Annotated in this window: 19 protein-coding genes; 10 read left to right on the forward strand and 9 right to left on the reverse strand. The window is 55.7% G+C overall.

Annotated elements, in window-relative coordinates:
* The first annotated feature begins 3 nt into the window (after nt 1–3).
* Nucleotides 4–1,533, forward strand: a complete 1,530-nt coding sequence (locus EGY08_RS30365; protein WP_123829384.1) for a 2-oxo acid dehydrogenase subunit E2 — start codon at nt 4–6, stop codon at nt 1,531–1,533.
* A complete protein-coding gene (gene lpdA / locus EGY08_RS30370; protein WP_123829385.1) occupies nt 1,517–2,914 on the forward strand; it encodes a dihydrolipoyl dehydrogenase in 1,398 nt (465 codons plus the stop codon). Before EGY08_RS30365 ends, lpdA begins: the two co-directional genes overlap by 17 nt.
* Nucleotides 2,915–2,957: 43 nt before the next feature.
* Here lpdA and glgX read toward each other — a convergent pair whose 3' ends face one another.
* From glgX to treZ, 3 genes are read right to left on the reverse strand one after another with little or no spacing between them, the layout of a single operon-like run.
* Entirely contained in the window at nt 2,958–5,033 is a 2,076-nt protein-coding gene (gene glgX, locus EGY08_RS30375) for a glycogen debranching protein GlgX (protein WP_123829386.1), read from the reverse strand.
* A gap of 2 nt (nt 5,034–5,035) precedes the next feature.
* On the reverse strand, nt 5,036–7,576 hold the full coding sequence (treY, locus tag EGY08_RS30380) for a malto-oligosyltrehalose synthase (protein ID WP_123829387.1): 2,541 nt from the start codon (nt 7,574–7,576) through the stop codon (nt 5,036–5,038).
* Nucleotides 7,573–9,360, reverse strand: coding sequence for a malto-oligosyltrehalose trehalohydrolase (gene treZ / locus EGY08_RS30385; RefSeq protein WP_123829388.1), 1,788 nt, complete (start codon nt 9,358–9,360; stop codon nt 7,573–7,575). The genes treY and treZ overlap by 4 nt, the downstream gene beginning before the upstream one ends.
* 258 nt (nt 9,361–9,618) lie before the next feature.
* On the opposite strand from treZ, the gene EGY08_RS30390 reads away from it, so the two are divergent.
* Nucleotides 9,619–10,503, forward strand: a complete 885-nt coding sequence (locus tag EGY08_RS30390) for an SDR family oxidoreductase (RefSeq protein ID WP_004120468.1) — start codon at nt 9,619–9,621, stop codon at nt 10,501–10,503.
* A gap of 50 nt (nt 10,504–10,553) precedes the next feature.
* On the opposite strand, the gene EGY08_RS30395 is transcribed toward EGY08_RS30390, so the two are convergent.
* A complete protein-coding gene (locus EGY08_RS30395; RefSeq protein ID WP_123829389.1) occupies nt 10,554–10,784 on the reverse strand; it encodes a hypothetical protein in 231 nt (76 codons plus the stop codon).
* Between the two features lie 319 nt (nt 10,785–11,103).
* Here EGY08_RS30395 and EGY08_RS30400 point away from each other — a divergent pair, with 319 nt between their 5' ends.
* Nucleotides 11,104–11,265, forward strand: a complete 162-nt coding sequence (locus EGY08_RS30400) for a YqaE/Pmp3 family membrane protein (RefSeq protein WP_004120471.1) — start codon at nt 11,104–11,106, stop codon at nt 11,263–11,265.
* A 96-nt stretch (nt 11,266–11,361) separates the two neighbouring features.
* Nucleotides 11,362–11,805 (forward strand): Ivy family C-type lysozyme inhibitor, encoded by a 444-nt coding sequence (gene ivy / locus EGY08_RS30405; protein WP_004120472.1) that lies wholly within the window; start codon nt 11,362–11,364, stop codon nt 11,803–11,805.
* Between the two features lie 104 nt (nt 11,806–11,909).
* Here the strand turns inward: ivy and nqrE are convergent, their stop codons facing one another.
* Nucleotides 11,910–12,521 carry an NADH:ubiquinone reductase (Na(+)-transporting) subunit E gene (nqrE, locus tag EGY08_RS30410; protein ID WP_032742122.1) on the reverse strand — a complete coding sequence of 204 codons (612 nt, stop codon included), beginning with the start codon at nt 12,519–12,521 and terminating at the stop codon, nt 11,910–11,912.
* A 120-nt stretch (nt 12,522–12,641) separates the two neighbouring features.
* Nucleotides 12,642–14,180 (reverse strand): cyclic diguanylate phosphodiesterase, encoded by a 1,539-nt coding sequence (locus tag EGY08_RS30415; RefSeq protein WP_049112113.1) that lies wholly within the window; start codon nt 14,178–14,180, stop codon nt 12,642–12,644.
* Between the two features lie 272 nt (nt 14,181–14,452).
* Between EGY08_RS30415 and EGY08_RS30420 the strand changes: the two genes are divergently transcribed.
* The 4 genes from EGY08_RS30420 (at nt 14,453) to EGY08_RS30435 (ending at nt 17,287) form a co-directional block, all read left to right on the forward strand.
* Nucleotides 14,453–15,778, forward strand: coding sequence for a glycoside hydrolase family 10 protein (locus EGY08_RS30420; protein WP_087829341.1), 1,326 nt, complete (start codon nt 14,453–14,455; stop codon nt 15,776–15,778).
* A 30-nt stretch (nt 15,779–15,808) separates the two neighbouring features.
* Nucleotides 15,809–16,261 carry an ester cyclase gene (locus tag EGY08_RS30425; RefSeq protein ID WP_049112116.1) on the forward strand — a complete coding sequence of 151 codons (453 nt, stop codon included), beginning with the start codon at nt 15,809–15,811 and terminating at the stop codon, nt 16,259–16,261.
* Between the two features lie 181 nt (nt 16,262–16,442).
* A complete protein-coding gene (locus EGY08_RS30430; protein ID WP_032741851.1) occupies nt 16,443–16,640 on the forward strand; it encodes an efflux RND transporter permease subunit in 198 nt (65 codons plus the stop codon).
* 11 nt (nt 16,641–16,651) lie between these two features.
* Nucleotides 16,652–17,287, forward strand: a complete 636-nt coding sequence (locus EGY08_RS30435; protein WP_004120479.1) for a TetR/AcrR family transcriptional regulator — start codon at nt 16,652–16,654, stop codon at nt 17,285–17,287.
* 17 nt (nt 17,288–17,304) lie between these two features.
* On the opposite strand, the gene EGY08_RS30440 is transcribed toward EGY08_RS30435, so the two are convergent.
* Nucleotides 17,305–17,865 carry an RNA polymerase sigma factor gene (locus tag EGY08_RS30440; protein ID WP_049114469.1) on the reverse strand — a complete coding sequence of 187 codons (561 nt, stop codon included), beginning with the start codon at nt 17,863–17,865 and terminating at the stop codon, nt 17,305–17,307.
* A gap of 5 nt (nt 17,866–17,870) precedes the next feature.
* Nucleotides 17,871–18,296 (reverse strand): hypothetical protein, encoded by a 426-nt coding sequence (locus EGY08_RS30445; RefSeq protein WP_004120488.1) that lies wholly within the window; start codon nt 18,294–18,296, stop codon nt 17,871–17,873.
* 198 nt (nt 18,297–18,494) lie between these two features.
* On the opposite strand from EGY08_RS30445, the gene ykgR reads away from it, so the two are divergent.
* Nucleotides 18,495–18,596 carry a small membrane protein YkgR gene (gene ykgR / locus EGY08_RS31355; protein ID WP_004120489.1) on the forward strand — a complete coding sequence of 34 codons (102 nt, stop codon included), beginning with the start codon at nt 18,495–18,497 and terminating at the stop codon, nt 18,594–18,596.
* A gap of 38 nt (nt 18,597–18,634) precedes the next feature.
* Here ykgR and EGY08_RS30450 read toward each other — a convergent pair whose 3' ends face one another.
* Nucleotides 18,635–19,774: an alpha/beta hydrolase gene (locus tag EGY08_RS30450; protein ID WP_123829390.1), complete on the reverse strand. Its 1,140-nt coding sequence runs from the start codon at nt 19,772–19,774 to the stop codon at nt 18,635–18,637.
* Nucleotides 19,775–19,883 lie beyond the last annotated feature (109 nt).

Raw genomic sequence — 19,883 nt, forward strand, 5'->3', positions numbered from 1 at the left:
GCTATGAGCGATATCAGGACACTTGAAATGCCGAAGTGGGGTCTTTCAATGGAGGAAGGCGTGCTCGCACGGTGGGCCATCCAGGAGGGTGACAGTTTCGCCAAAGGGCAGGAAATCTGTGAAATTGAGACCAGTAAAATCGTCAATGTTCTGGAGGCCCCCTTCGCCGGTACGCTACGGCGGATAATCGCCCGAGTGGGAGATACCCTCCCGGTCGGCGCTGTTTTAGCGTTGGTCGCTGACTCTTCGGTAAGCGAGGCTGAACTGGATGCCTTCGCGGCCAGTCTGGGCGCGGCGCAGCCAGCAGCTCCTGTCATGCAGACAACCGAGCCTGCTGTAGCGACCGCGGCGCCCTCCTTTGTACCGGCCCCCGCCAATAAGCCTGCGGCATCCATTGGGCTGACCGAGGTACCCATCAGCTTACAAGGCAAAACCGATCCGACTCAGGTGAATGCCACTCCCCATGCGTTACGTCTGTCCGCGCGGTTGGGCGTTGACTTGAAAAAGGTCCACGGTAGCGGGCGCGGCGAGCGTATCTCCGTGGCTGACCTGGAGAGCGCGATCGTTGCCGCAGGCGGCCGCATCGCCTCTCCGCCGCCGCCAGTTCGTTCCGGCAAAGCGCCGCGTTCGCATACCGATGATAGCCAGGTATCGGCAACCCCGTTGGCGCGCCGTCTGGCCAAAAAACTGGGGATCAACCTGCACGACTGCCGCAAAAGCGGTTCACTTGGACGGGTGAGTCGCGATGATGTGCTGGCGGCCGCTTTGCTGCTGGATGGGCTACCCCAGACCGGGGCTCCACAAACCACGTCAGCGACAGCCTTTGAGACGTTGCCGATGTCCAGCATGCGGCGAGCGATCGCTGGTCGTTTGCAAATGTCCAAGCAAAATGCACCTCATTTCCGTTTGACCGTCGATCTCGACCTGGATCGACTCTTAGCCTTACGTAAGGAAATCAACAGCGAAGTACCCGGCGTCAAGATTTCGGTTAACGATATGCTGGTTAAAGCCTGCGCCATGGCGCTGATAGCCGTGCCGGACGTTAACATACAGTTTGATGAGGCTACCCAGAGCATACGCCGTTTTGCCGATGCCGACATTTCCGTGGCGGTTGCGCTGCCAGACGGGTTAATTACTCCTATCGTACGTTCGGCCAATAGCAGGTCGATAAGCGACATATCAAACGAAGTTCATTCTCTGATAACCAAAGCCCGGGCGGGCATGCTCAAGCCCGAAGAGTTCCAGGGCGGCACCTTTAGCGTGTCAAACCTGGGCATGCTCGGAGTAAGGCAGTTTGACGCCATCATCAACCCACCCCAGGGCGCGATCCTTGCGATTGGCGCAGGTGAGCCCCGAGCGGTAGTTCGCGACGGACAGATCGTCGTCCGCCATCAACTGACCGTATCGCTGTCCTGCGATCACCGGGTCATCGATGGGGCGTCAGGCGCGGCTTTTCTCCAGGCGCTCAAGCGGTTGGTGGAAACACCGACGCTGTTGTTTATCGGGGAGACGAGCTATGCACGACAAATATGATGTACTGATAGTAGGTGGCGGGCCTGGGGGGTATGTCGCCGCCATTCGTGCCGGCCAGCTAGGGCTTCGTACCGCATTAGTGGAGAAGCAGCATTTAGGGGGCATCTGCCTGAACTGGGGATGCATTCCAACCAAGGCGCTGCTGCATGGCGCAGAGGTGGCGCACAGTATTGCGCATGCCGATCGGCTGGGTTTTAGTCTCAGCGAGGTGAGTTTCGATCTGCAGAAACTGGTGCAGTTTAGCCGCGCCGTGTCGCAACAGCTTACCGGAGGTGTCGAGTACCTGTTGAAGAAAAATGGCGTGACGGTCATAGCCGGCACCGCCCGGCTGCGTGGTAAGGGGCAAGTCACGGTCGCCTATCCCCAGGGGGAAGAGCGAGACTATCGCGCAGATCATGTGATCCTTGCGACTGGCGCCCGGCCGCGAGCGTTGCCCGGAGTAGAGCCAGATGGCGAGCGAATCTGGACCTATTTCGAGGCCCTGCAGCCTGAGCGCTTACCGGAGTCTCTATTAATTATCGGGTCAGGGGCCATCGGAGTGGAGTTCGCCAGCCTTTATAACGATCTTGGCAGCAAAGTGACGCTGGTCGAACAAGCCGCGCAGATTCTGCCCCTTGAAGACGCCGAAGTATCCGCGACCGTGCGTAAATCGTTCGAACGACGCGGTATACACGTCCATAGCCAAACTCTGCTGACGCAGGTAAAGCGCACCGATACGGGCGTGCGCTGCGCCCTGAAAACCACCGGCGCCGAACAGACCCTGGAAGTCGAACGTGTGCTGTTGGCAGCGGGCGTACAGCCTAATGTGGAAGGCCTGGGGCTGGAAGCGCTGGGAGTCGAGTTGGACCGCGGGTTTATCAAGACGGATGCCGCCTGCCGAACCAACGTCTTTGGGCTCTATGCTATCGGCGATGTGGCCGGCCCGCCGTGTCTGGCGCACAAAGCCAGCCACGAAGGCATGATCTGCGTCGAGGCGCTGGCTGGTATCGAAGGCATACGCCCTCTTAACCGCGACTACGTGCCCGGTTGTACCTATGCCCGGCCGCAGGTTGCCAGCCTGGGCTTGACAGAGGCGAAGGCTCGCGAGACGGGACGGCCGATCAAGATTGGTAAGTTCGCGTATCAGGGGAATGGTAAGGCGCTGGCCAGCGGTGAGACGGAGGGTTTTGTTAAGACTATTTTCGACGCCGAAACCGGCGAACTGCTGGGCGCGCATATGGTTGGCGAGCAGGTCACTGAACAGATCCAGGGTTTTGGTATCGCGCATCATCTGGAGGCCACAGATGAGAGTCTCTTATCGATGATCTTTGCTCATCCCACGCTTTCTGAAGCCATGCATGAATCCATCCTTGCTGCCAGTGGTCATCCGCTGCATCAATAATGACAATACAAACCCGGCATTCAACGCCGGGTTTATCTGTGCGCTAAGGCCGTCTGAATAGCGCAATGCTGCGCCCGGCCAGAATAAAATCAATCGCTTCCGTAATAGTGACGCCGTCACTTTTCTCTTCAGCGGTCGACAGCTCAAGAACCCAGCCGCCTTCGCCGAACTGCGGTATCTGGAACGCAACATCGCCCTCAAAGGGATTGAAGAGTATCAGAACGTCGTGCCAGATCCCTTTCTCCTCTTCGAGGTCGGGTCGACTGATGGCAAGGCCTAACGTTGACCCTTCATCCCACTGCTCAGATTGCTGCAAGCCGCCGCCGGCGTTAAACCAGCGTATCCCGAGCCCATCGCGCCAGCTTTCACGCCGTAAAAGCGGTTGTTCCGCGCGTAGCGCAATCAGGCGCTGGGTGAAATGGCGTAATGCGTGGTCATCTTCGGACAGCGCTTCCCAGTTGATCCATGAAATCTCGCTGTCCTGACAGTAGCCATTATTATTTCCCTGCTGCGTACGGCCAAATTCGTCCCCGGCCAGTAGCATCGGGGTGCCGTGGGAGAACAATAGCGTGGTGAGGAAGTTACGCTTCTGGCGTTCGCGGACCGCGACGATAGCCTGATTTTCCGTCGGCCCTTCCTCGCCATAATTGCAGGAACGGTTATCATTGTGCCCGTCGTTATTACCCTCACCGTTGGCTTCATTATGCTTCTCGTTATACGAAACCAGATCGTTTAACGTGAAGCCGTCATGAGCGGTAATAAAATTGACGCTGGCCCACGGGCGGCGGCCGCGTAAATCGTACAGATCCCCCGATCCCAGCAAACGGGCGGCAAAATCGGTAGATACGTTATCTCCCTTCCAGTATTCCCGCACCGTATCGCGGTATTTGTCGTTCCACTCGCCCCAGCCTGGCGGAAAACCGCCAACCTGATAGCCGCCGGGGCCGATATCCCAGGGCTCGCCGATCAGTTTAAGTTTTGCCAGCACGGGATCCTGGGTTATGGCGTCAAAAAAACCGCCTCGCGGATCGAACCCTTCCGGTTCACGGCCTAGAATAGTTCCAAGATCAAAACGAAAGCCGTCAACGTGCATGGACTGAGCCCAATAGCGTAGCGAATCCATCACCATCTGCAGTACCCGGGGATGGGACGTATTCACCGTATTTCCCGTCCCGGTATCATTGATGTAATAACGATGCCGATCCGGCATCGTCCGGTAGTAGGAGAAATTATCGATGCCCTTAAATGAGAGCGTCGGGCCCAGCTCATTTCCCTCCGCGGTATGGTTGTAAACCACGTCAAGGATCACCTCAATACCGGCATCATGAAAAGCGCGCACCATATTGCGGAATCCGGCAATACCTGCGGGCCCATAGTAACGGGACGCGGGGGCAAAAAAGCCCAGCGTATTGTAACCCCAGAAGTTTTTTAGTCCCCTGTCAAGCAGATGCTGGTCATCGGGAAACCAGTGAACGGGCAGCAGCTCAACGGAAGTGATGCCGAGGCTCTTGATATACTCGACGGAGGCCTGATGCCCAAGCCCCTCGAATGTGCCGCGCAGCTCGGGGGGGAGCGCCGGATTAAGTTGGGTAAACCCTTTCACATGCGTTTCGTAAATCACCGTATTCGGCCAGCGAATGTCGGGGCGATTTTCCCCCTGCCAGTCGAACGCATCCGGGTCGACAACCTTACATTTTGGCGTAAAAGGCGCGCTATCGCGGGTATCAAAGCTGAGGTCTTTCTCCTCATGGCCCAGCTCGTAACCGAAATGCGCCTCGTTCCACGCGATATCGCCTGCCAGCTCCCGCGCGTAGGGATCGATAAGCAGTTTATTTGGGTTAAAGCGATGCCCGTTTTCCGGATCGTACGGGCCGTAAACCCGATAACCATATAACGCCCCAGGCTGAAGATCGGGCACGTAGCCGTGCCAGATTTCGTGCGTATATTCCGGCAGTTCCAGCCGGGCTATTTCCGTTTTCCCTGAAGGATCAAACAGGCACAGCTCAACCCGTTCAGCGTGCGCGGAGAAGAGCGCGAAGTTAACGCCTTTTCCGTCAAAATTAGCCCCCAGCTGCTGGCTGACACCGGGCCGTATTTCAAAAGCTTTTTCCTTGCGCATCGTTATTCTCCCCGTTGCTCATCGCTAATAAGCGTCAACAACCACCCGGAAGTTGACGCCAGATCTAGCGACGTTTCCACCAGGCGGCGCTCGCCGCTTAACACATCGCGAAAACATTTCCCGGCCAGATCGTCTGGTATTGTTACCGCAGTATTGCCCCATAACCTTGCGGAAGATTCCGCCAATCCGTGCGCCGCAACGTCAAACGCCAGGCGAGGAACCACCACGATCAGGGCCTCCTCTTCGCTGATGCGCGCGTAGGCAATAAGATTATCCTCCCTCTCCCCGGAGACTTTTAATGGTACCCAGTCACCATAATGGAAGAGCGCTGAATGCCGCTGTCTCAATCGGAGAAAAGAAACGGTAACGTACTGTTTCAGGCGCCCGTCTCGCCAGGCGGATTCGCGGGTGAACAGATCCGCATTCCCGGTATGAAGGTTTTGCGCAAGGACGGCGAAATCGGGTTCACGTCGGTTATCCGGATCGACAAGGCTGAAGTTCAGCGCCTCGCTCCCCTGATAAATGTCCGGCACGCCGGGCGCGGTCAGTTTTATCACCGTCTGGCTGAGGCTGTTTACCAGTCCGGCACGGATAAAAGGCTGTAAGGCGGTGTGAAAATCGTTGAGAAAACGCGAATTATCCGCAGAAAATAGCTGCTGCGCATAATTAAGCACCACGCTTTCATAGCTTTCATTGCTGTCGATCCAGTCGGTTCTCTGCTTGGCCTCGCGCAGCGCTTTTTCCATAAAAGCGAGAAAACGCGCTTCGAGCGATTTCAGCCCTTCGGCATCGTCCGGCAACAGCGTTGCAGGCCATGCGCCCGCCAGCGCCTGATAGATCATCCACGTATCCGCCGCGTTCGGCGCCGTGCCGTCGTTCAAAAAACGCACCTGGGTTTGATTCATCTGACGCCAGCGCGCAAGGTTTTCCCCCCACAGCTGCGGGGCTTCCGTTAAGGTGTAAAGCCGGGCGCGCGCATCTTCCCCGCGTTTCGTATCGTGCGTCGACGTCCCCAGCAGCGCATCGGGCTGGCGGGCAAGACGGATGCGCATCTCCTGATGAAAGCGAGACAAAGAGAAGGCGCGAGGCGTAGGATCGGCCCCAACTTCATTCAGCGCCAGGTCGAGGTTATGGCGAAAGAACAGCGTATCCTCGACCGATTTCGCCATTAACGGCCCGGTGAGCTGCTGAAAACGGGTCCTGAAGTGTGAAGCGATGTCGAGGCAGCTCTCCTGCAGATTGCCGGTCAGGATAGCGATAATAACGTTAAGCGCGTTGGCATCGGGGCGGTTTTCTTCGGCGTTCACCTGGTCAACCACCCGGTTTAACAGCGTAATATCGCCTGCGGTCAGCCCTTCGGCGGTGCCGTAGGTACGATAGACCGGGAAGGCCAGCAGCAGTTCGCGCAGGGCGTGGCGCAGCGCGTCGCTCTCGACCGCCATGCCGTTACGCTGCGCCAGTTCGCGAGCCAGGTTCAATAAGGTGGTAAATTCCCCCTCAAAATTGCGATCCGCCATCAGGCCTTTCGCCTCGCGCAGCGCTTTGCGGCGATCCACCGTTCCGCCGAGCGCGTCGTCATGTACCTGCTGCAGCTGGTCGAGGTTATTGTCATCCACCAGTACTTCCGCCAGCGAAGCGATAAACTCATACCCTGTGGTGCCGGACACCGGCCAGTCGGCGGGCAGCTGTTCGCCCTTCGCGAGGATTTTTTCCACCGTAATGTAGCACTCTGGCCCGGTTGCCTGGCGCAGTCGCTGCAGATACCCCAGCGGGTCGGCAAGGCCATCGATATGGTCAATACGCAGACCATCGACGATGCCGGAATGCACCAGTTCAAGGATAAGTCGATGGGTGTCGTCAAATACCGCCGGGTCTTCAACCCTGACGCCAATCAGGCCGGTAATTTCAAAAAAACGCCGCCAGGAGAGCTGCCTGGGCGCTTCCCGCCAGGACATCAGCCGCCAGCTTTGCGCCTCATGCAGCGCCAGAATAGCGTCGCGTTCAGGGGATGTTAGTAGTTGCTCACCTGTCGCCAGGGTTTGAGGATTCAGGGGCCACGCCTGGTCATAGTAGATGAACGCCGGTTTCCCGGTTTCAGGGTCGCGTTTCAGTGCGAGCGCCCCGCTCTCCAGCTCCGCCTCAAAGGTATCTCCCAGAAACGGCAGCGTAACGGGACGCGTCCAGTCAATGTCGAAATAATTCGCCCAGTGGCTGTTCTTGCCCTGCTCGATAACGTCCCGCCACCAGCGATTTTCCAGCGAGGTCGCCATATGGTTAGGCACAATATCCAGGATTAGACCAATTTGCGCATTTCGCAGCGCCTTTACCATCCGGTCAAACCCTTCGCGGCCCCCTATGGCCGGGTCGATCTCGTTAGGATCGGTAATATCATAGCCATGGGTGGAGCCGGTGGTAGCCGTAAATATCGGCGAGGCGTAAAGATGGCTGATACCGAGCCCCTGAAGATAGGGGGCCAGCGCCGCCGCGCGATCGAAAGTCATGCCGTTACGGAACTGAATACGATAAGTCGCAGAAGGGATCATACTGAGGCTTCTCCATGTGCAAAACGGACAACAATACTGTTTGGCATTAATGCCTCCTGCTGTTCCGGCCAGCTAAAAATGACCTCGCCGGGTATTGCCGGCAGCGCAAGCGGCTCCTCGCCGATATTCAGCGCCACAGAGAGCGTCCCGCCGGCAAATTGCCAGCTTACGGCCAGCGCCTGTGGTTCCGTGTGCAGGATCTTGCCCTCGACGGCGCCCCCTGCCGCCAACAGCGGGACGATATAGCGATGGCGCAGCAAGATGAGGTTGCGCGTGAAGCGCAGCCAGGATTTCCCCTCCTCGCTTGCCGCCTTCTGCCAGTCGAGCTTAGAACGGATAAAGGTCCGGGGATCGTTCGGGTCCGGGACGGATTCGTCATGTCCCGCGTGTCCGGCAAACTCTTTCGCCCGCCCTTCCCGTACCGCCTTCGCGAGGGAACCCTGAAAATCGGTAAAGAACAAAAAGGGATTGGTCTCGCCGAACTCCTCGCCCATAAACAGCAAAGGAATATGCGGAGACAGAAGCAACGCGGCAAGCAAAACGCGCGTTTTCCCGGCGCCGGCAAGGGAGATCAACCTTTCCCCCTGCGCACGGTTCCCGGTCTGATCGTGATTCTGAATAAAGTCGACAAAAAACTGCGGCGGTTGCGCTGCGCAGGACACGCCGCGGGGCTTCCCGGTTTGCGCAGAAATCTCACCCTGGTAGACAAATCCCTCGGCCAGCGCCCTTGCGAGCTTACTGGCGGGCTGATGCGCAAAATCCTGATAATAGGCGTGCGTCTCGCCGGTGGCGAAAACGTGGGCGGCGTTATGAAAATCATCATTCCACTCGGCGGTAAATAGCGGCGTTTGGCCGTCCTCATCGCGCGGATGGAGGAAAATGACGTTCCGGCTGTCTTCGGTGGTGAGGTGGATATGGCGGTCGGGGATGGCTTTGCGGATATTTTCGGCGATCTCTATCAGCACATGCCTGGCGGAGCGATCTTCAATCTGATCGATGGCATCAAAGCGCAGCCCATCAAGATGGTACTCGGTAAGCCAGAATAGCGGCGCCTCGGTAATATACTGCCGCACGGCCTCGGTTTCATAGGCGATAGCGTTACCCCAGGGGGTCATCCGGTTCTGATGAAAAAAGCCCGGCGACAGCAAAGAGAGATAGTTGCCCTCCGGACCAAAATGGTTGAGAACGATATCGAGAACCACCGAAAGCCCTAACCCGTGGGCGGCGTCAATAAAGGCGTGAAAATCCCCCGGCGCGCCGTACGCGGCGTGCGGCGCGTAAAGTAATACGCCGTCATAACCCCAGCCTCGGGAACCGCCAAACTGGGCAACGGGCATAATCTCTATCTGGGTGATCCCCAACTCTGCCAGATAAGGCAGCTTATCGATGGCGGCCAGAAAGGTGCCTTCTGGCGTAAAGGTGCCCGGATGGAGTTCATAGATGACGGTTTCTTCCCATGGCCGCCCTTGCCAGCCATCGTTAACCGGCTGAAAAAGCCTGGGGTCGATAACCACCGAGGGACCGTTAACATCATCGCGCTGCGCGCGCGTGGCCGGATCGGGAATACGCCTGCCGTCGGCTAAAAGGAACATATATTCATCGCCATGCTTTACGCCGGGGACGTCAATCTGGAACCAGCCCTCACCCGCGGCTTCCATCGGTATATCCCGCGTCTTCAGGCTCAGCATCATTCTCTTTTGACCTTCAGCCCAGAGGCGAAAACGGACAGTGTCAGCGGCAATAAACTCCGCCCCCCAATGCTTGTGAAACGATATGGATTCCATTCAATGTCCTCAGGCGACTTATTCAGATAACGCGGCACGAAATATAAGATTAGACCAGGATGCGCCAAGTGCGCTGGTGGCGTTAAGTGTATTATTTATAAATACCTTGTCTGTAATGCATGTTGACTTAAAAGTCAGGTAAATAATTCCTGGTTTTAAGTCGTTAATTATTCCTGGTTTACGCTTCTTTTATCCCCCGGATATCCCCCGGACGCAATAATTGACTAATCTTAAATTTCATTTATTAAGGAGGCCGGTATGACAACAGGAAATAATTCAACGCTACACTATCCACTTCCGCCGTTTGTCGAGCAGCCGCAGCAACCACCGGGGCTGGCATCTGAAATGAAGCCCCTTCCCGACCACGGCGAAACCAGCTACATCGGTTCCGGGAAGCTTGTGGGGAAAAAAGCGCTGGTTACCGGCGGTGATTCGGGTATTGGCCGGGCAGTGGCTATCGCCTTCGCGCGCGAAGGTGCGGATGTCGCGATCGGCTACCTGCCGGAGGAGGAGTCCGACGCGGCTGCCGTTATCGCGCTGATACAGGCCGAGGGCAGAAAAGCCGTCGCTATTCCCGGCGATATCCGGGTTGAATCATTTTGCGATACCCTGGTCGAAAAAGCGGTCGCGGAGCTTGGCGGGCTGGATATTCTGGTTAACAACGCCGGCAGGCAGCAGTATTGTGAATCTATCGAGGCGTTGAGTACCGCCGCCTTTGACGCGACCTTTAAAACCAACGTTTATGCGCCATTCTGGATAACAAAAGCCGCGCTCCGCCATCTGTCTGAGGGCGCGGCTATCATCAACACCTCTTCCGTCCAGGCGTTTAAACCCAGCGAGATCCTGCTGGATTACGCCCAGACCAAAGCCTGCAACGTTGCGTTTACGAAATCGCTGGCCAAGCAGCTGGGTCCGCGCGGTATCCGCGTTAATGCCGTGGCGCCGGGCCCCTACTGGACGCCTCTGCAGTCAAGCGGCGGCCAGCCGCAGGAGAAGGTTCAGCAGTTTGGCGGGGATACGCCGCTCGGCAGACCGGGACAGCCGGTTGAGATAGCGCCCCTTTACGTACTCCTGGCTTCCGACGCCTGCTCCTACGCTTCTGGTCAGGTCTGGTGCTCTGACGGCGGCACCGGGGTAGCATAAGAGAGATCGTCGCTGTGTCGTGCTCTATTCGCACGCCGCAGCGACAAACGCTAGCAGCGTACAAGGAACTGGATAAGGATGATCAGCAAATACAAACCGCAGACGATTTGCAAAACTCTCCAGCCCCATCTGAAATAACGCCACTGATAACTCTCTCTGGCATTCGCCTGCGCAATGGCGGGCTCCAGGCTCCTCTGTTTCTGCTTACTTTTCAGTATGCTCCAGCCCCACCAGACAATGACTATGATGACGATAACTTTATACAGGATGATGTTGTCCATGCCGCCGCCATTTCACGATTGGATAAAACTGCCTGCGAGTGTAGCGCACTTCCCGCCTCGTTACCTGCATTCCTTATTGACGTTTAAACATGTTTACTCTGGAGCACTCTTGCTCCGTCAGCACGATTGATGTAAGCGATATTATAGAATAATCTTATATATGTCAGATTGGTGAATTGCGACTTTTCTCTTTATTAAATATGTAGTATCGGGGGTGCTGGTAATATTAGCAGTCTTATTATTCAAAAAGTTAAAATTTGCAAAACCAGACGTAACCGCTAAAATAAACATGAGCTAACTCACTAAGCAGGGAGATATTATGGGTTTTTGGCGAATTGTTTTGACGATTATTCTACCCCCACTCGGCGTGCTGCTGGGTAAAGGGTTCGGCTGGGCTTTCATTCTCAATATTATTTTAACTATCCTCGGCTATATTCCAGGGCTTATTCACGCTTTTTGGGTTCAAACCAAAAACACCTAATAAGAAATGTCTTATAGTTTGACTCCCGGCATTCCGGCGCTCGCCGGGCTATCCCCGGACATTAAACGGAATCAGAAAGTTCGCAGGAGCTATTTTATGCTTAAACAATTAACCGCTATCATTTTGCTGGCTGCAGCAACCAACGCCATGGCACAAGACGATATTACGCTGGACAGTCTGGTCAAAAAGGAACCGGCAGCCTTTAGTCAAATGGTAAAAGGTCACACTCTGCCCGCCTGGATAAGTACGGGCGGTACCGCCTCGCCAGCCAGAACAGTGAAGCTTGGCGCGGAGACTTACCAGGTACTCAGCGTCTGTAAACCGCATGATTGCGCGGCGGAACGCTTCGCAGTGCTATGGTCTGAAAAATCCAGACAGATGACCGGTCTTTTCTCTAGCGTTGATGAGAAAACCGCCCAGGAGAAACTGACCTGGCTTAACGTTAGCGACGATCTTTCCATCGATGGTAAAACGGTGCTCTTTGCCGCCCTGAGCGGCAGTCTGGAAAACCATCCCGACGCATTTAACTTTCAGCAGTAGCCGGTAGCTCAAAACTGACGTCTGTGGCCGGAACGGTAATCCGGTCAAACCTATTCTGCCGCTCTGACCCCGGGTCTGGACGGCAGAATAACCTCCCTTTCCGGTTACAATGAGATGCCGGCGAACGACATAAACCCCAGCGACATTAGCCCGGCGGTAATAAATACGCTGCCTAACCCGCGCACCCCCTTCGGCATATTGGCGTATTTCAGCTTTTCGCGAATGCCGGCCAGCGCCACGATCGCCAGCGCCCAGCCAATACCGCACCCGGTACCGTAAGTGAGTGACTCAAAGAAGCTGTATTCACGCTGCACCATAAAAATGGTCGCGCCGAAAATGGCGCAGTGAATGGTTAATAACGGCAGAAACGGGCCTAAAGCATGGTTCAACGCATGAAAGTATTTATCGATGACCATCTCGAGGATCTGCACCAGCGCCGCGAGAACGCCGATAAAAGTGATAAAATCGAGGAAGCTCAGATCGACCCCTTCGATCAGGGCGTTCTCTTTCAGCAGATGATTGTAAATCAGGTTGTTAATCGGCGTCGCTATGGCCAGCAGCGCGGTTACCGTCACGCCGAGACGAAATGCGACATCAATTTTTTTGGAGATAGCGAGAAAAGTACACATACCGAGGAAAAAATTAAGCGCCATATTCTCGACAAAAACCGCGCGGATAAAAATATTGAGATGAGATTCAAACAAGACAACCTCCATGTTGTTGAGTTGTTTCTCAATCATGCCAAACTTTCAGGTGCAAGAGGCAATAAAGACTCGGTTTTGCCGAGTCGATCACCTTTTAATTTCCTGAGTTTTGATAAGGCGGGACAGCCGCCTTTACTCGCCCTCTCTCCGCTGGAGAAACGTGCGCGGAAGCATCTTAATAAATTCATCAACCGGCACCGGTTTTGAAAAGTAGTAGCCCTGGTAGAGAGTAATGCCCATATTTTTAAGCATCTCAAGCTGCTCCTTATCCTCAACGCCCTCAGCAATAATCTGGCAATGAAATTTTTTCGCCAGATTGACCATATTCATCACCACCAGCGCTGAAGCGTTATTGGTCACAATGTTGAAGGTAAATACCTTATCGATTTTGATAATCTCCGGATTAAACTGCTGGATGTAGCTGTAGTTTGCGTGCCCGGTACCAAAATCATCCAGCGAAAACTGCACGCCAATACGCCTGAGTTGGTCCGTCACCGCTGACGTCTGCAGGGTATTTGCAATCGACTCCCGCTCGGTTATTTCCAGGACAAGGCGTACTTTTTCCGCTTTCATCTGCTGGGTAAACGTCTGGCACAGGGTCACAATTTCGTCGTCCTGAAAATTTACCGAGCTGGTGTTAAAGCAGATAAACAGCCCCGCGGGAATGACGGACTGCTGTCGCCGGAGCTGGCGACTCACCTCAGCAAAACAAATCGCCGTCACTTCTTTGATAAGGCCGGTCTGTTCGGCGACGGAGATAAATTTATCCGGCGCAATAAACCCCTGTTTTGGATGCTCCCAGCGCACCAGCACTTCACCGCCGACGATCTGACCGGTGTCGTTGCCGATAATCGGCTGAATATAGGGTTTGAGCTGTTTAAGTTCGATAGCCTGCCTGAGCTGATACTCGATCGTATTCCGGTAGCGGAGGTAGTTTCTGAACAAAAATGTCAGCAGCAAGGAGGCCAGAATAATCGCGATAAGGGTGTGTTGTGCATAACGGATAAATGCGCCGGGGCCGGACGCGTAGTGGCGGTCGGCAATAACCGAATAGTGAAACTGCTCTGATTCCATGCGTACGGGAACGAGAATACCCGGGGTTGTCGTCACTTCCCCCTTGTGGGTCATTACCCGGTCGCCAACCTGAAGATACAGATGAGCGTCGCCGTCGAGAACGTTTAAAATGTTGTATAAATAATAGCCATCCACGCCCACCAGAATCGTATTTCCCCGTCCGTCCTGTTCGCTGTAAACCATCAAAGGATGGAGCGGCGTGATTTCACTGCCGCTCAGCAGACGTAAAGCGCCATGCGTATATTGTCGGCGATCGAACTGAAATTTTCGTCCGCCATAAACCGAGGTGCAGTATATTTCATTATCCTTACCTAAATTCACCGTGCGCACATCGGGAATAGTGGCCACCAGCGTGCGTAGTTCCGTCAGGACATTCTCATTACAGCTTTTCCCATAGTACGGCTCAGCCATATTAGCGGCCTGCTCCGCATGAGAAACGGTTACATCAAGGCTGGCTATCGCCTGTTGGAGTCGCGCATGAATATCGTTATCCACTTTTTTTTGCATTTGCCAGTAACAAAGCCCTGTACCGAGGCTCAGCACCGCAATTAAAAATAAGAATATCCACAGATGATGGCGTGATAAGGAGTCGTTCATTGTGCTAATCCAGTTTGACTCGCCGCAGCGGGCTGACGGTCAATAGTTTGACCAAATTTTAATAAATCCTGTTTATACTCGCCCTGAACGGATCAAGTTTTAATGCATATCAATGATATATCATGGCAAACCGTTGCGTGACGCGAGAGGCGTTTTATTCGTCTGAAGCTTGCGTGCTTTCGCCGCTGCATCCGTGGCTAAACTATTGACTTAAGGTCAAATAATACGAAAATGACTCTTTTGTGCGCTGACCAGAAAAACTGGCTAATATCATGACGATCCGCTCTCGTAAGTTTCTCCTGGACAAGGTGAAAATATCCGCCGTAGCAATAGCTGCTGCGCTGCTGTTGGCCCACTGCGGCAGCAAACCGCCCGTTTCTCTCGTCACGCCCATGCCGCCCGCGACCAGACAACCGACGTTACCCAAAAGCCATGAGCCGGTACGCGGCGTGTGGCTGACAACCGTTTCGCGCCTCGACTGGCCGCCGCTGGAATCGGTGAATGGCGGCATTACGGGCGACCGACGTATCGCCCTCCAGCAGCAGGCGCTGATTGCCAAGCTGGACAATTTAAAGAGCCTCGGCATTAATACCGTCTTCTTCCAGGTGAAACCGGATGGCACAGCGCTCTGGCCATCGAAGATCCTGCCGTGGTCCGATATGCTGACCGGGAAAATCGGCGAGGATCCGGGCTACGATCCGCTCAAATTCATGCTGGACGAGGCCCATAAGCGCGGGATGCGCGTTCATGCCTGGTTTAACCCCTATCGCGTTTCGGTCAACACCCGGCCGAAAACCGTCACCGAGCTTAACGGCACGCTATCGAAGGTTCCCGCCAGCGTATACGTTCTGCACCCCGAGTGGATACGCACCTCCGGCGATCGCTTCGTGCTCGATCCGGGCATCCCGGAAGTGCGCGACTGGATAACCAGTATCGTGGCGGAAGTCGTGGAGCATTACCCGGTTGACGGCGTCCAGTTCGACGACTATTTCTACACCGAATCGCCGGGATCGGCGCTGAACGACAGCCGGACGTTCCAGCAGTACGGTCAGGGATTTGCCGCGAAGGCGGACTGGCGGCGGCATAATACCCAGCTGCTGATCGAGCAGGTTTCCCGCACCATCAAGCAGTTGAACCCCGAGGTTGAATTCGGCGTCAGCCCGGCAGGCGTCTGGCGCAACCGCTCCCACGATCCGGCCGGTTCCGACACCCGCGGCGCGGCGGCCTACGATGAGTCCTATGCCGATACCCGTCTCTGGGTGCAGCAGGGATGGCTGGACTACATCGCGCCGCAGATTTACTGGCCCTTCGCCCGCGATGCGGCCCGCTACGACGTGCTGGCAAAGTGGTGGGCTGACGTGGTGAAACCCACCCATACCCGCCTCTATATCGGCGTGGCACTGTACAAGGTGGGCGAACCGTCGAAGAACGAACCCGACTGGATGATTAACGGCGGCGTGCCGGAATTGAAAAAGCAGCTTGATCTGAATGAATCCATGCCGCAAATTCAGGGCACGATTTTGTTCAGAGAGAATTACCTCAATCAGCCGCAAACCCAGCAGGCCGTTAACTACCTGAAAAGCCGTTGGGGAGGTTGATTCCCATACCTGCCTCTACCGGAGAATGTTATGTTGAAAAAATCGATCGTCGCCTTTTCCTTGTTCTGCGCTCTGACGCCCGTCGTTTTTGCGGGAAACAGTGAAAATGAACAGCTGAATAAAAAGAATGTCATTGATTTTTATAATAAAGCGTTAAATGACAAAGATTTTGCCGCCGCCAGACCCTATCTCGGAGACCGCTACATACAGCATAACCCGATGGCGAAAGACGGCGTGGAGGGCTTTCAGCAGTTTATCGCCTTCCTCAAGAACAAATATCCCGACTCCCACAGTGAAATTAAGCAGGCGTTTGTCGATGGCGATCATGTGATCCTGCACGTTGAGGTCACCGGTCGCGAGCCGGGCGTGACGCGGGCGATTATCGATATCTTCCGCGTCGACGAGCAGCATAAAATCGTTGAACACTGGGACGTGACTCAGAACGTTCCGCAAAAAACCGCCAGCGGCAACGGCATGTTTTAAATCCTGAGCAGGCGTTTCCTGCTCATCCCCCCTCGCAACCAGCCTCGATATGAGCCACTTTCTCGTCAGCTCCCTGCAGGAGCCGCTGAGCCGGGTGATCGTTGAATTCGCCCTGGCGCAGTTTCAGCAAGGAAAAAACTGCCCGACGCGGCTCTGAAGCGCGCGCCTGCGCCCCATCGTGATGACCTCACTCGCATTTGTTGTTGGCGTAATCCCTCTGGTACTCTCTACCGGCGCGTGGGCTTCCAGCCAACGAGAGACAGGCGCCGCGGTCATCGGCGGCATACTCACCGGGACGCAGCTGACCTTGTTTTTCGCTCCACTCTTTTTCCTGCTGGTACAGCAAGGAATGATGCGCCTTAAAGGGCGCAAACGGTAAGGACTCAACTGATGGGAAATCAACGCGGGCGGCCGATGAAAGCCCGCCCACGCATTTTACAAACCGCCCGGGCGCTGTTTCTGCAGCACGGTCTTGATGTGTCTCTCGATACCATCGCCGCCGAAGCGGGAACCACGCGACCGACGCTGTACAGCCATTTCCCCGGCGGAAAAGACGCGCTGCTGCTGGAGACGTTCGCCTTTCTCAACGACGCTATGCAGCCGCCCCTGCAACAGCTTCTACAGGACAGCCAGCAGGATCTGCCGGCGCTGCTGCGGGGGTTTGCGAAAGTGGTGCAACAACACTTTTATGCGCCGGAGAATATTCACTTTCAACGCCTGCTTATCCAGGTGCTGGTGCAGAAGCCCGAGCTTTACGTCACGCTCGAACAACGCCCCTCAGGACGCGTATTGCAGGCGCTCAGCGATATCCTCGCTAAGAAACGAGATCAGGGTCAGCTGACCCTCAGCGACCCGCAGCTCCAGGCGACGGCGTTTCTCGGCGCGATTATGGGCTATCCGCTGCCGGGAGCCTTAATTGCGCAAAATGCGCTGGCGGCAGAAACGCTGGAGCCTCTCGCCGAGTGCGCGATTAGCGTGTTCCTCACGGCCTGGGGCTATAAGCCATCATCATCCGGCGCCCTGTGAAAGGGGCCGGAATACGCCTAACCGGCCAGGAGCTCATCGTACAGGCTACGCAGGCGGGTGCGAAGGTAGAGAACGGCTTTATGCTTACGCGAGAGCAGCGCCTGTTCGCTGACGCCGGACTCTTCGGCCAGCTCCCGGTAGCTATACCCCTGCAGTTCGGTTTTCTCAAATGCCTCACGCTGGGCGGGCGGCAGCTCCGAAAGCGCCTGGTTTAGCTCCTCCCAGAGCAGCGCTTTCAGATACTCATCCTCCGGCGTTTGCGGCACGCCAAACAGCGTTTCGGCCAGCTCGTCCTCGGGAAAATCGCCCTCTTCCTCCTCGCTGAAGCCACCCGCCAGCGGCAGCTCGCGTTTTTTCCTCGCCCTGTCGGTCATTTCGTTGCGCGCCGCCCGGAACAACCAGGCGGCGATATTCTCCACCGGTTGCTCGACGCGAATGAGCTGATACGTCACTTCCTGCAGGATATCGTCCGCCTCATCGCGCAGCGGGGTCCGTCCGCGGATAAAAGCCTTCAGCCGCGAACGGCAGGCGTTGAGGGCGGAAACAAGCCGTGACTCCGCCACGATGCCGTTTTTCATTGTGTTCACTCGGGATCCGCGTTTTTAGCCGGACTCTCTTGCTGCGGCCCATGCTCGCCGCGGCGGTCGCGCCAGCCGCAGGGGCCGTGATGCCCGCGGCGGCCGAAGCGCTGAGCAAACTCCTCGCGCTGCTCGGGGCTCATGTTCATCCAGCGTTCGTGCATCCGACGCCGGGCGTGCCCCATGCCAAACATGCCCGGCCGAAAACCGAGGCCGCCGAACAGGATCCGCGACAGCGCCAGAATCCCTAACGCCTGCCAGAAACCGATGCTCTTCACACCTAGAATTGCCGGCAGCAGCGCATTCCACAGCGACATTACCACCAGCCCGAGTACGGCGATTAACGCCACGCCGATAATAAGCGGTTTTGCCATTCTGTGACGGCCAAAGCGCTGATGGTGGTGCTGACCGTGCATATCGAAATCTCTCATCTTCTGTTTTCCTCATAATGCTCGTGAATATTAGCCTGTGCTGAGGTAGACGAATGAGCGGACAAAATATTGCTAACAATATTTAAAAATCGACACGCTTTATTTGTATGACAATTTTTAATGTGTGATCTTCATCACCTTCTATCGCGTGCGGCGGCGATAAGGTTGCACGATGATTCATTGAAAAAAGAGGAACTTATGAACGCAGTAAAAACACTAAAAGCGGACTGGCTGATTATTACGCTCATGATTGTTGTCGCGGTCGTGATGTATGGGTATCTGATCCCCAAATACTGGTAATCGAAGTCCGCCCTATCGCTCAGGGCGGCTTGCCGGCACTATCGCTTATCGTTCAGCGTCTTAATCAGAAACGGCACCGAGTCGCGTAAAGACGGGTTAACCGTACCGCTATGATCCAGGCCTTCGTAAATATGTACCTCCGCCCGGGTTCCCGCGCTTTTTACCGCATCGGCAAAGCGTTTTTGCATCGCCGTCGGCACGTTGATATCCGCGCCGCCAATACCGATAAACACCGGATGATCGATTTTCAGGGTCGGATAAAGCATGCTGCCCACGCTGGCGTTTAACAGGGAATCTATTCCCGGCTTAAGTGAGTTAGCGGCATTAAGACCGGCCTTCATGACCTCATCGTTTAACGGCGTAATGCATAAATTGCTCGCCTCTTTAAGCAGCGGCAGCGCGTTATCCTGGAAATAATCAGCCGGATTAAGCTGCGGGTTGCTGTCGGCGGCAGAAAGATAAATATAGAAAATATAAGGTATTTTCGGGTCGCCACCGGTCGGCGCTTTGCCGCCTGCCGGTGGAAGCACGTCGGCGGCGGTGGTTCCTTTCTCAAAATAAGGCGTACCGGTCAGTACCGTCGCGCGAACGTTCAGTTCCGGCGCATATTCCGGCTGATAGCCCGCGCTGGCGAACGCGGCGTGAGCGCCCTGCGACTGCCCTACCAGAATAAGCTCATTCTTAAGCGGAAACTGCTTCAGGGCGGCGCGAACGCCATCAAGAACGCTCCACGCTTCGCCACGGGCGTTAAGATAATGGTGCAGGCCAGCAGAGCCCAGCCCGGCGTAATCCGGCGCAACCACCGCGTAGCCCAGCGACAGCCAGGTATTCAGATACTGCTTATCGCGATCGCTGCGCGGGTTTAATGACGGCGCGCAGTGGTTCGCCACGCCCACGGTACCGTGAGCCCAGACCACCACCGGCCATCCCCCTTCCGGCGTCGCGCCAAAGGGAATAAATACCGCGGCGGTATCTTCGCGGACGGTTTTACCGTCAACGCCGCTGCGGGAGGGATAATGCAGGAGGTACTGCTTTGCCGCTTCGCTTAAGCCATTCGCGGCGTTGAGCGGAGAGACAGCGTCGGTGCTGTCGCCAGCGCTAGCCGGTACCGCGCTCATTGAAAGCAGCAGCAGCGCGGAGGTGGCGGCGAGGAATTTTCTCGAGAGTGAATAGGTCATGGCATCCTGTTCCATTGTTAGTGATTCACTTAGTGTAGTCCCCGCCGTCTGAATATCAGCTCAATGAAGCAGACGCTTCGCCATTTTTTTATAAACCCTGAGTGGCTTC

This window comes from Klebsiella sp. FDAARGOS_511 (genome assembly GCF_003812845.1).
Classification (GTDB): Bacteria; Pseudomonadota; Gammaproteobacteria; order Enterobacterales; family Enterobacteriaceae; genus Klebsiella; species Klebsiella grimontii.

Coding starts and splice junctions, on each gene's coding strand:
- EGY08_RS30415 (WP_049112113.1), bottom strand. CDS start 14,180: ATGAACGACTCCTTATCACGCCATCATCTGTGGATATTCTTATTTTTA.
- EGY08_RS30435 (WP_004120479.1), top strand. CDS start 16,652: ATGGGAAATCAACGCGGGCGGCCGATGAAAGCCCGCCCACGCATTTTA.
- treY (WP_123829387.1), bottom strand. CDS start 7,576: ATGATCCCTTCTGCGACTTATCGTATTCAGTTCCGTAACGGCATGACT.
- EGY08_RS30450 (WP_123829390.1), bottom strand. CDS start 19,774: ATGACCTATTCACTCTCGAGAAAATTCCTCGCCGCCACCTCCGCGCTG.
- EGY08_RS30400 (WP_004120471.1), top strand. CDS start 11,104: ATGGGTTTTTGGCGAATTGTTTTGACGATTATTCTACCCCCACTCGGC.
- glgX (WP_123829386.1), bottom strand. CDS start 5,033: ATGCGCAAGGAAAAAGCTTTTGAAATACGGCCCGGTGTCAGCCAGCAG.
- EGY08_RS30425 (WP_049112116.1), top strand. CDS start 15,809: ATGTTGAAAAAATCGATCGTCGCCTTTTCCTTGTTCTGCGCTCTGACG.
- EGY08_RS30390 (WP_004120468.1), top strand. CDS start 9,619: ATGACAACAGGAAATAATTCAACGCTACACTATCCACTTCCGCCGTTT.
- EGY08_RS30430 (WP_032741851.1), top strand. CDS start 16,443: ATGACCTCACTCGCATTTGTTGTTGGCGTAATCCCTCTGGTACTCTCT.
- EGY08_RS30420 (WP_087829341.1), top strand. CDS start 14,453: ATGACGATCCGCTCTCGTAAGTTTCTCCTGGACAAGGTGAAAATATCC.
- EGY08_RS30365 (WP_123829384.1), top strand. CDS start 4: ATGAGCGATATCAGGACACTTGAAATGCCGAAGTGGGGTCTTTCAATG.
- EGY08_RS30445 (WP_004120488.1), bottom strand. CDS start 18,296: ATGAGAGATTTCGATATGCACGGTCAGCACCACCATCAGCGCTTTGGC.
- ykgR (WP_004120489.1), top strand. CDS start 18,495: ATGAACGCAGTAAAAACACTAAAAGCGGACTGGCTGATTATTACGCTC.
- lpdA (WP_123829385.1), top strand. CDS start 1,517: ATGCACGACAAATATGATGTACTGATAGTAGGTGGCGGGCCTGGGGGG.
- EGY08_RS30395 (WP_123829389.1), bottom strand. CDS start 10,784: ATGGACAACATCATCCTGTATAAAGTTATCGTCATCATAGTCATTGTC.
- nqrE (WP_032742122.1), bottom strand. CDS start 12,521: ATGGAGGTTGTCTTGTTTGAATCTCATCTCAATATTTTTATCCGCGCG.
- ivy (WP_004120472.1), top strand. CDS start 11,362: ATGCTTAAACAATTAACCGCTATCATTTTGCTGGCTGCAGCAACCAAC.
- treZ (WP_123829388.1), bottom strand. CDS start 9,360: ATGGAATCCATATCGTTTCACAAGCATTGGGGGGCGGAGTTTATTGCC.
- EGY08_RS30440 (WP_049114469.1), bottom strand. CDS start 17,865: ATGAAAAACGGCATCGTGGCGGAGTCACGGCTTGTTTCCGCCCTCAAC.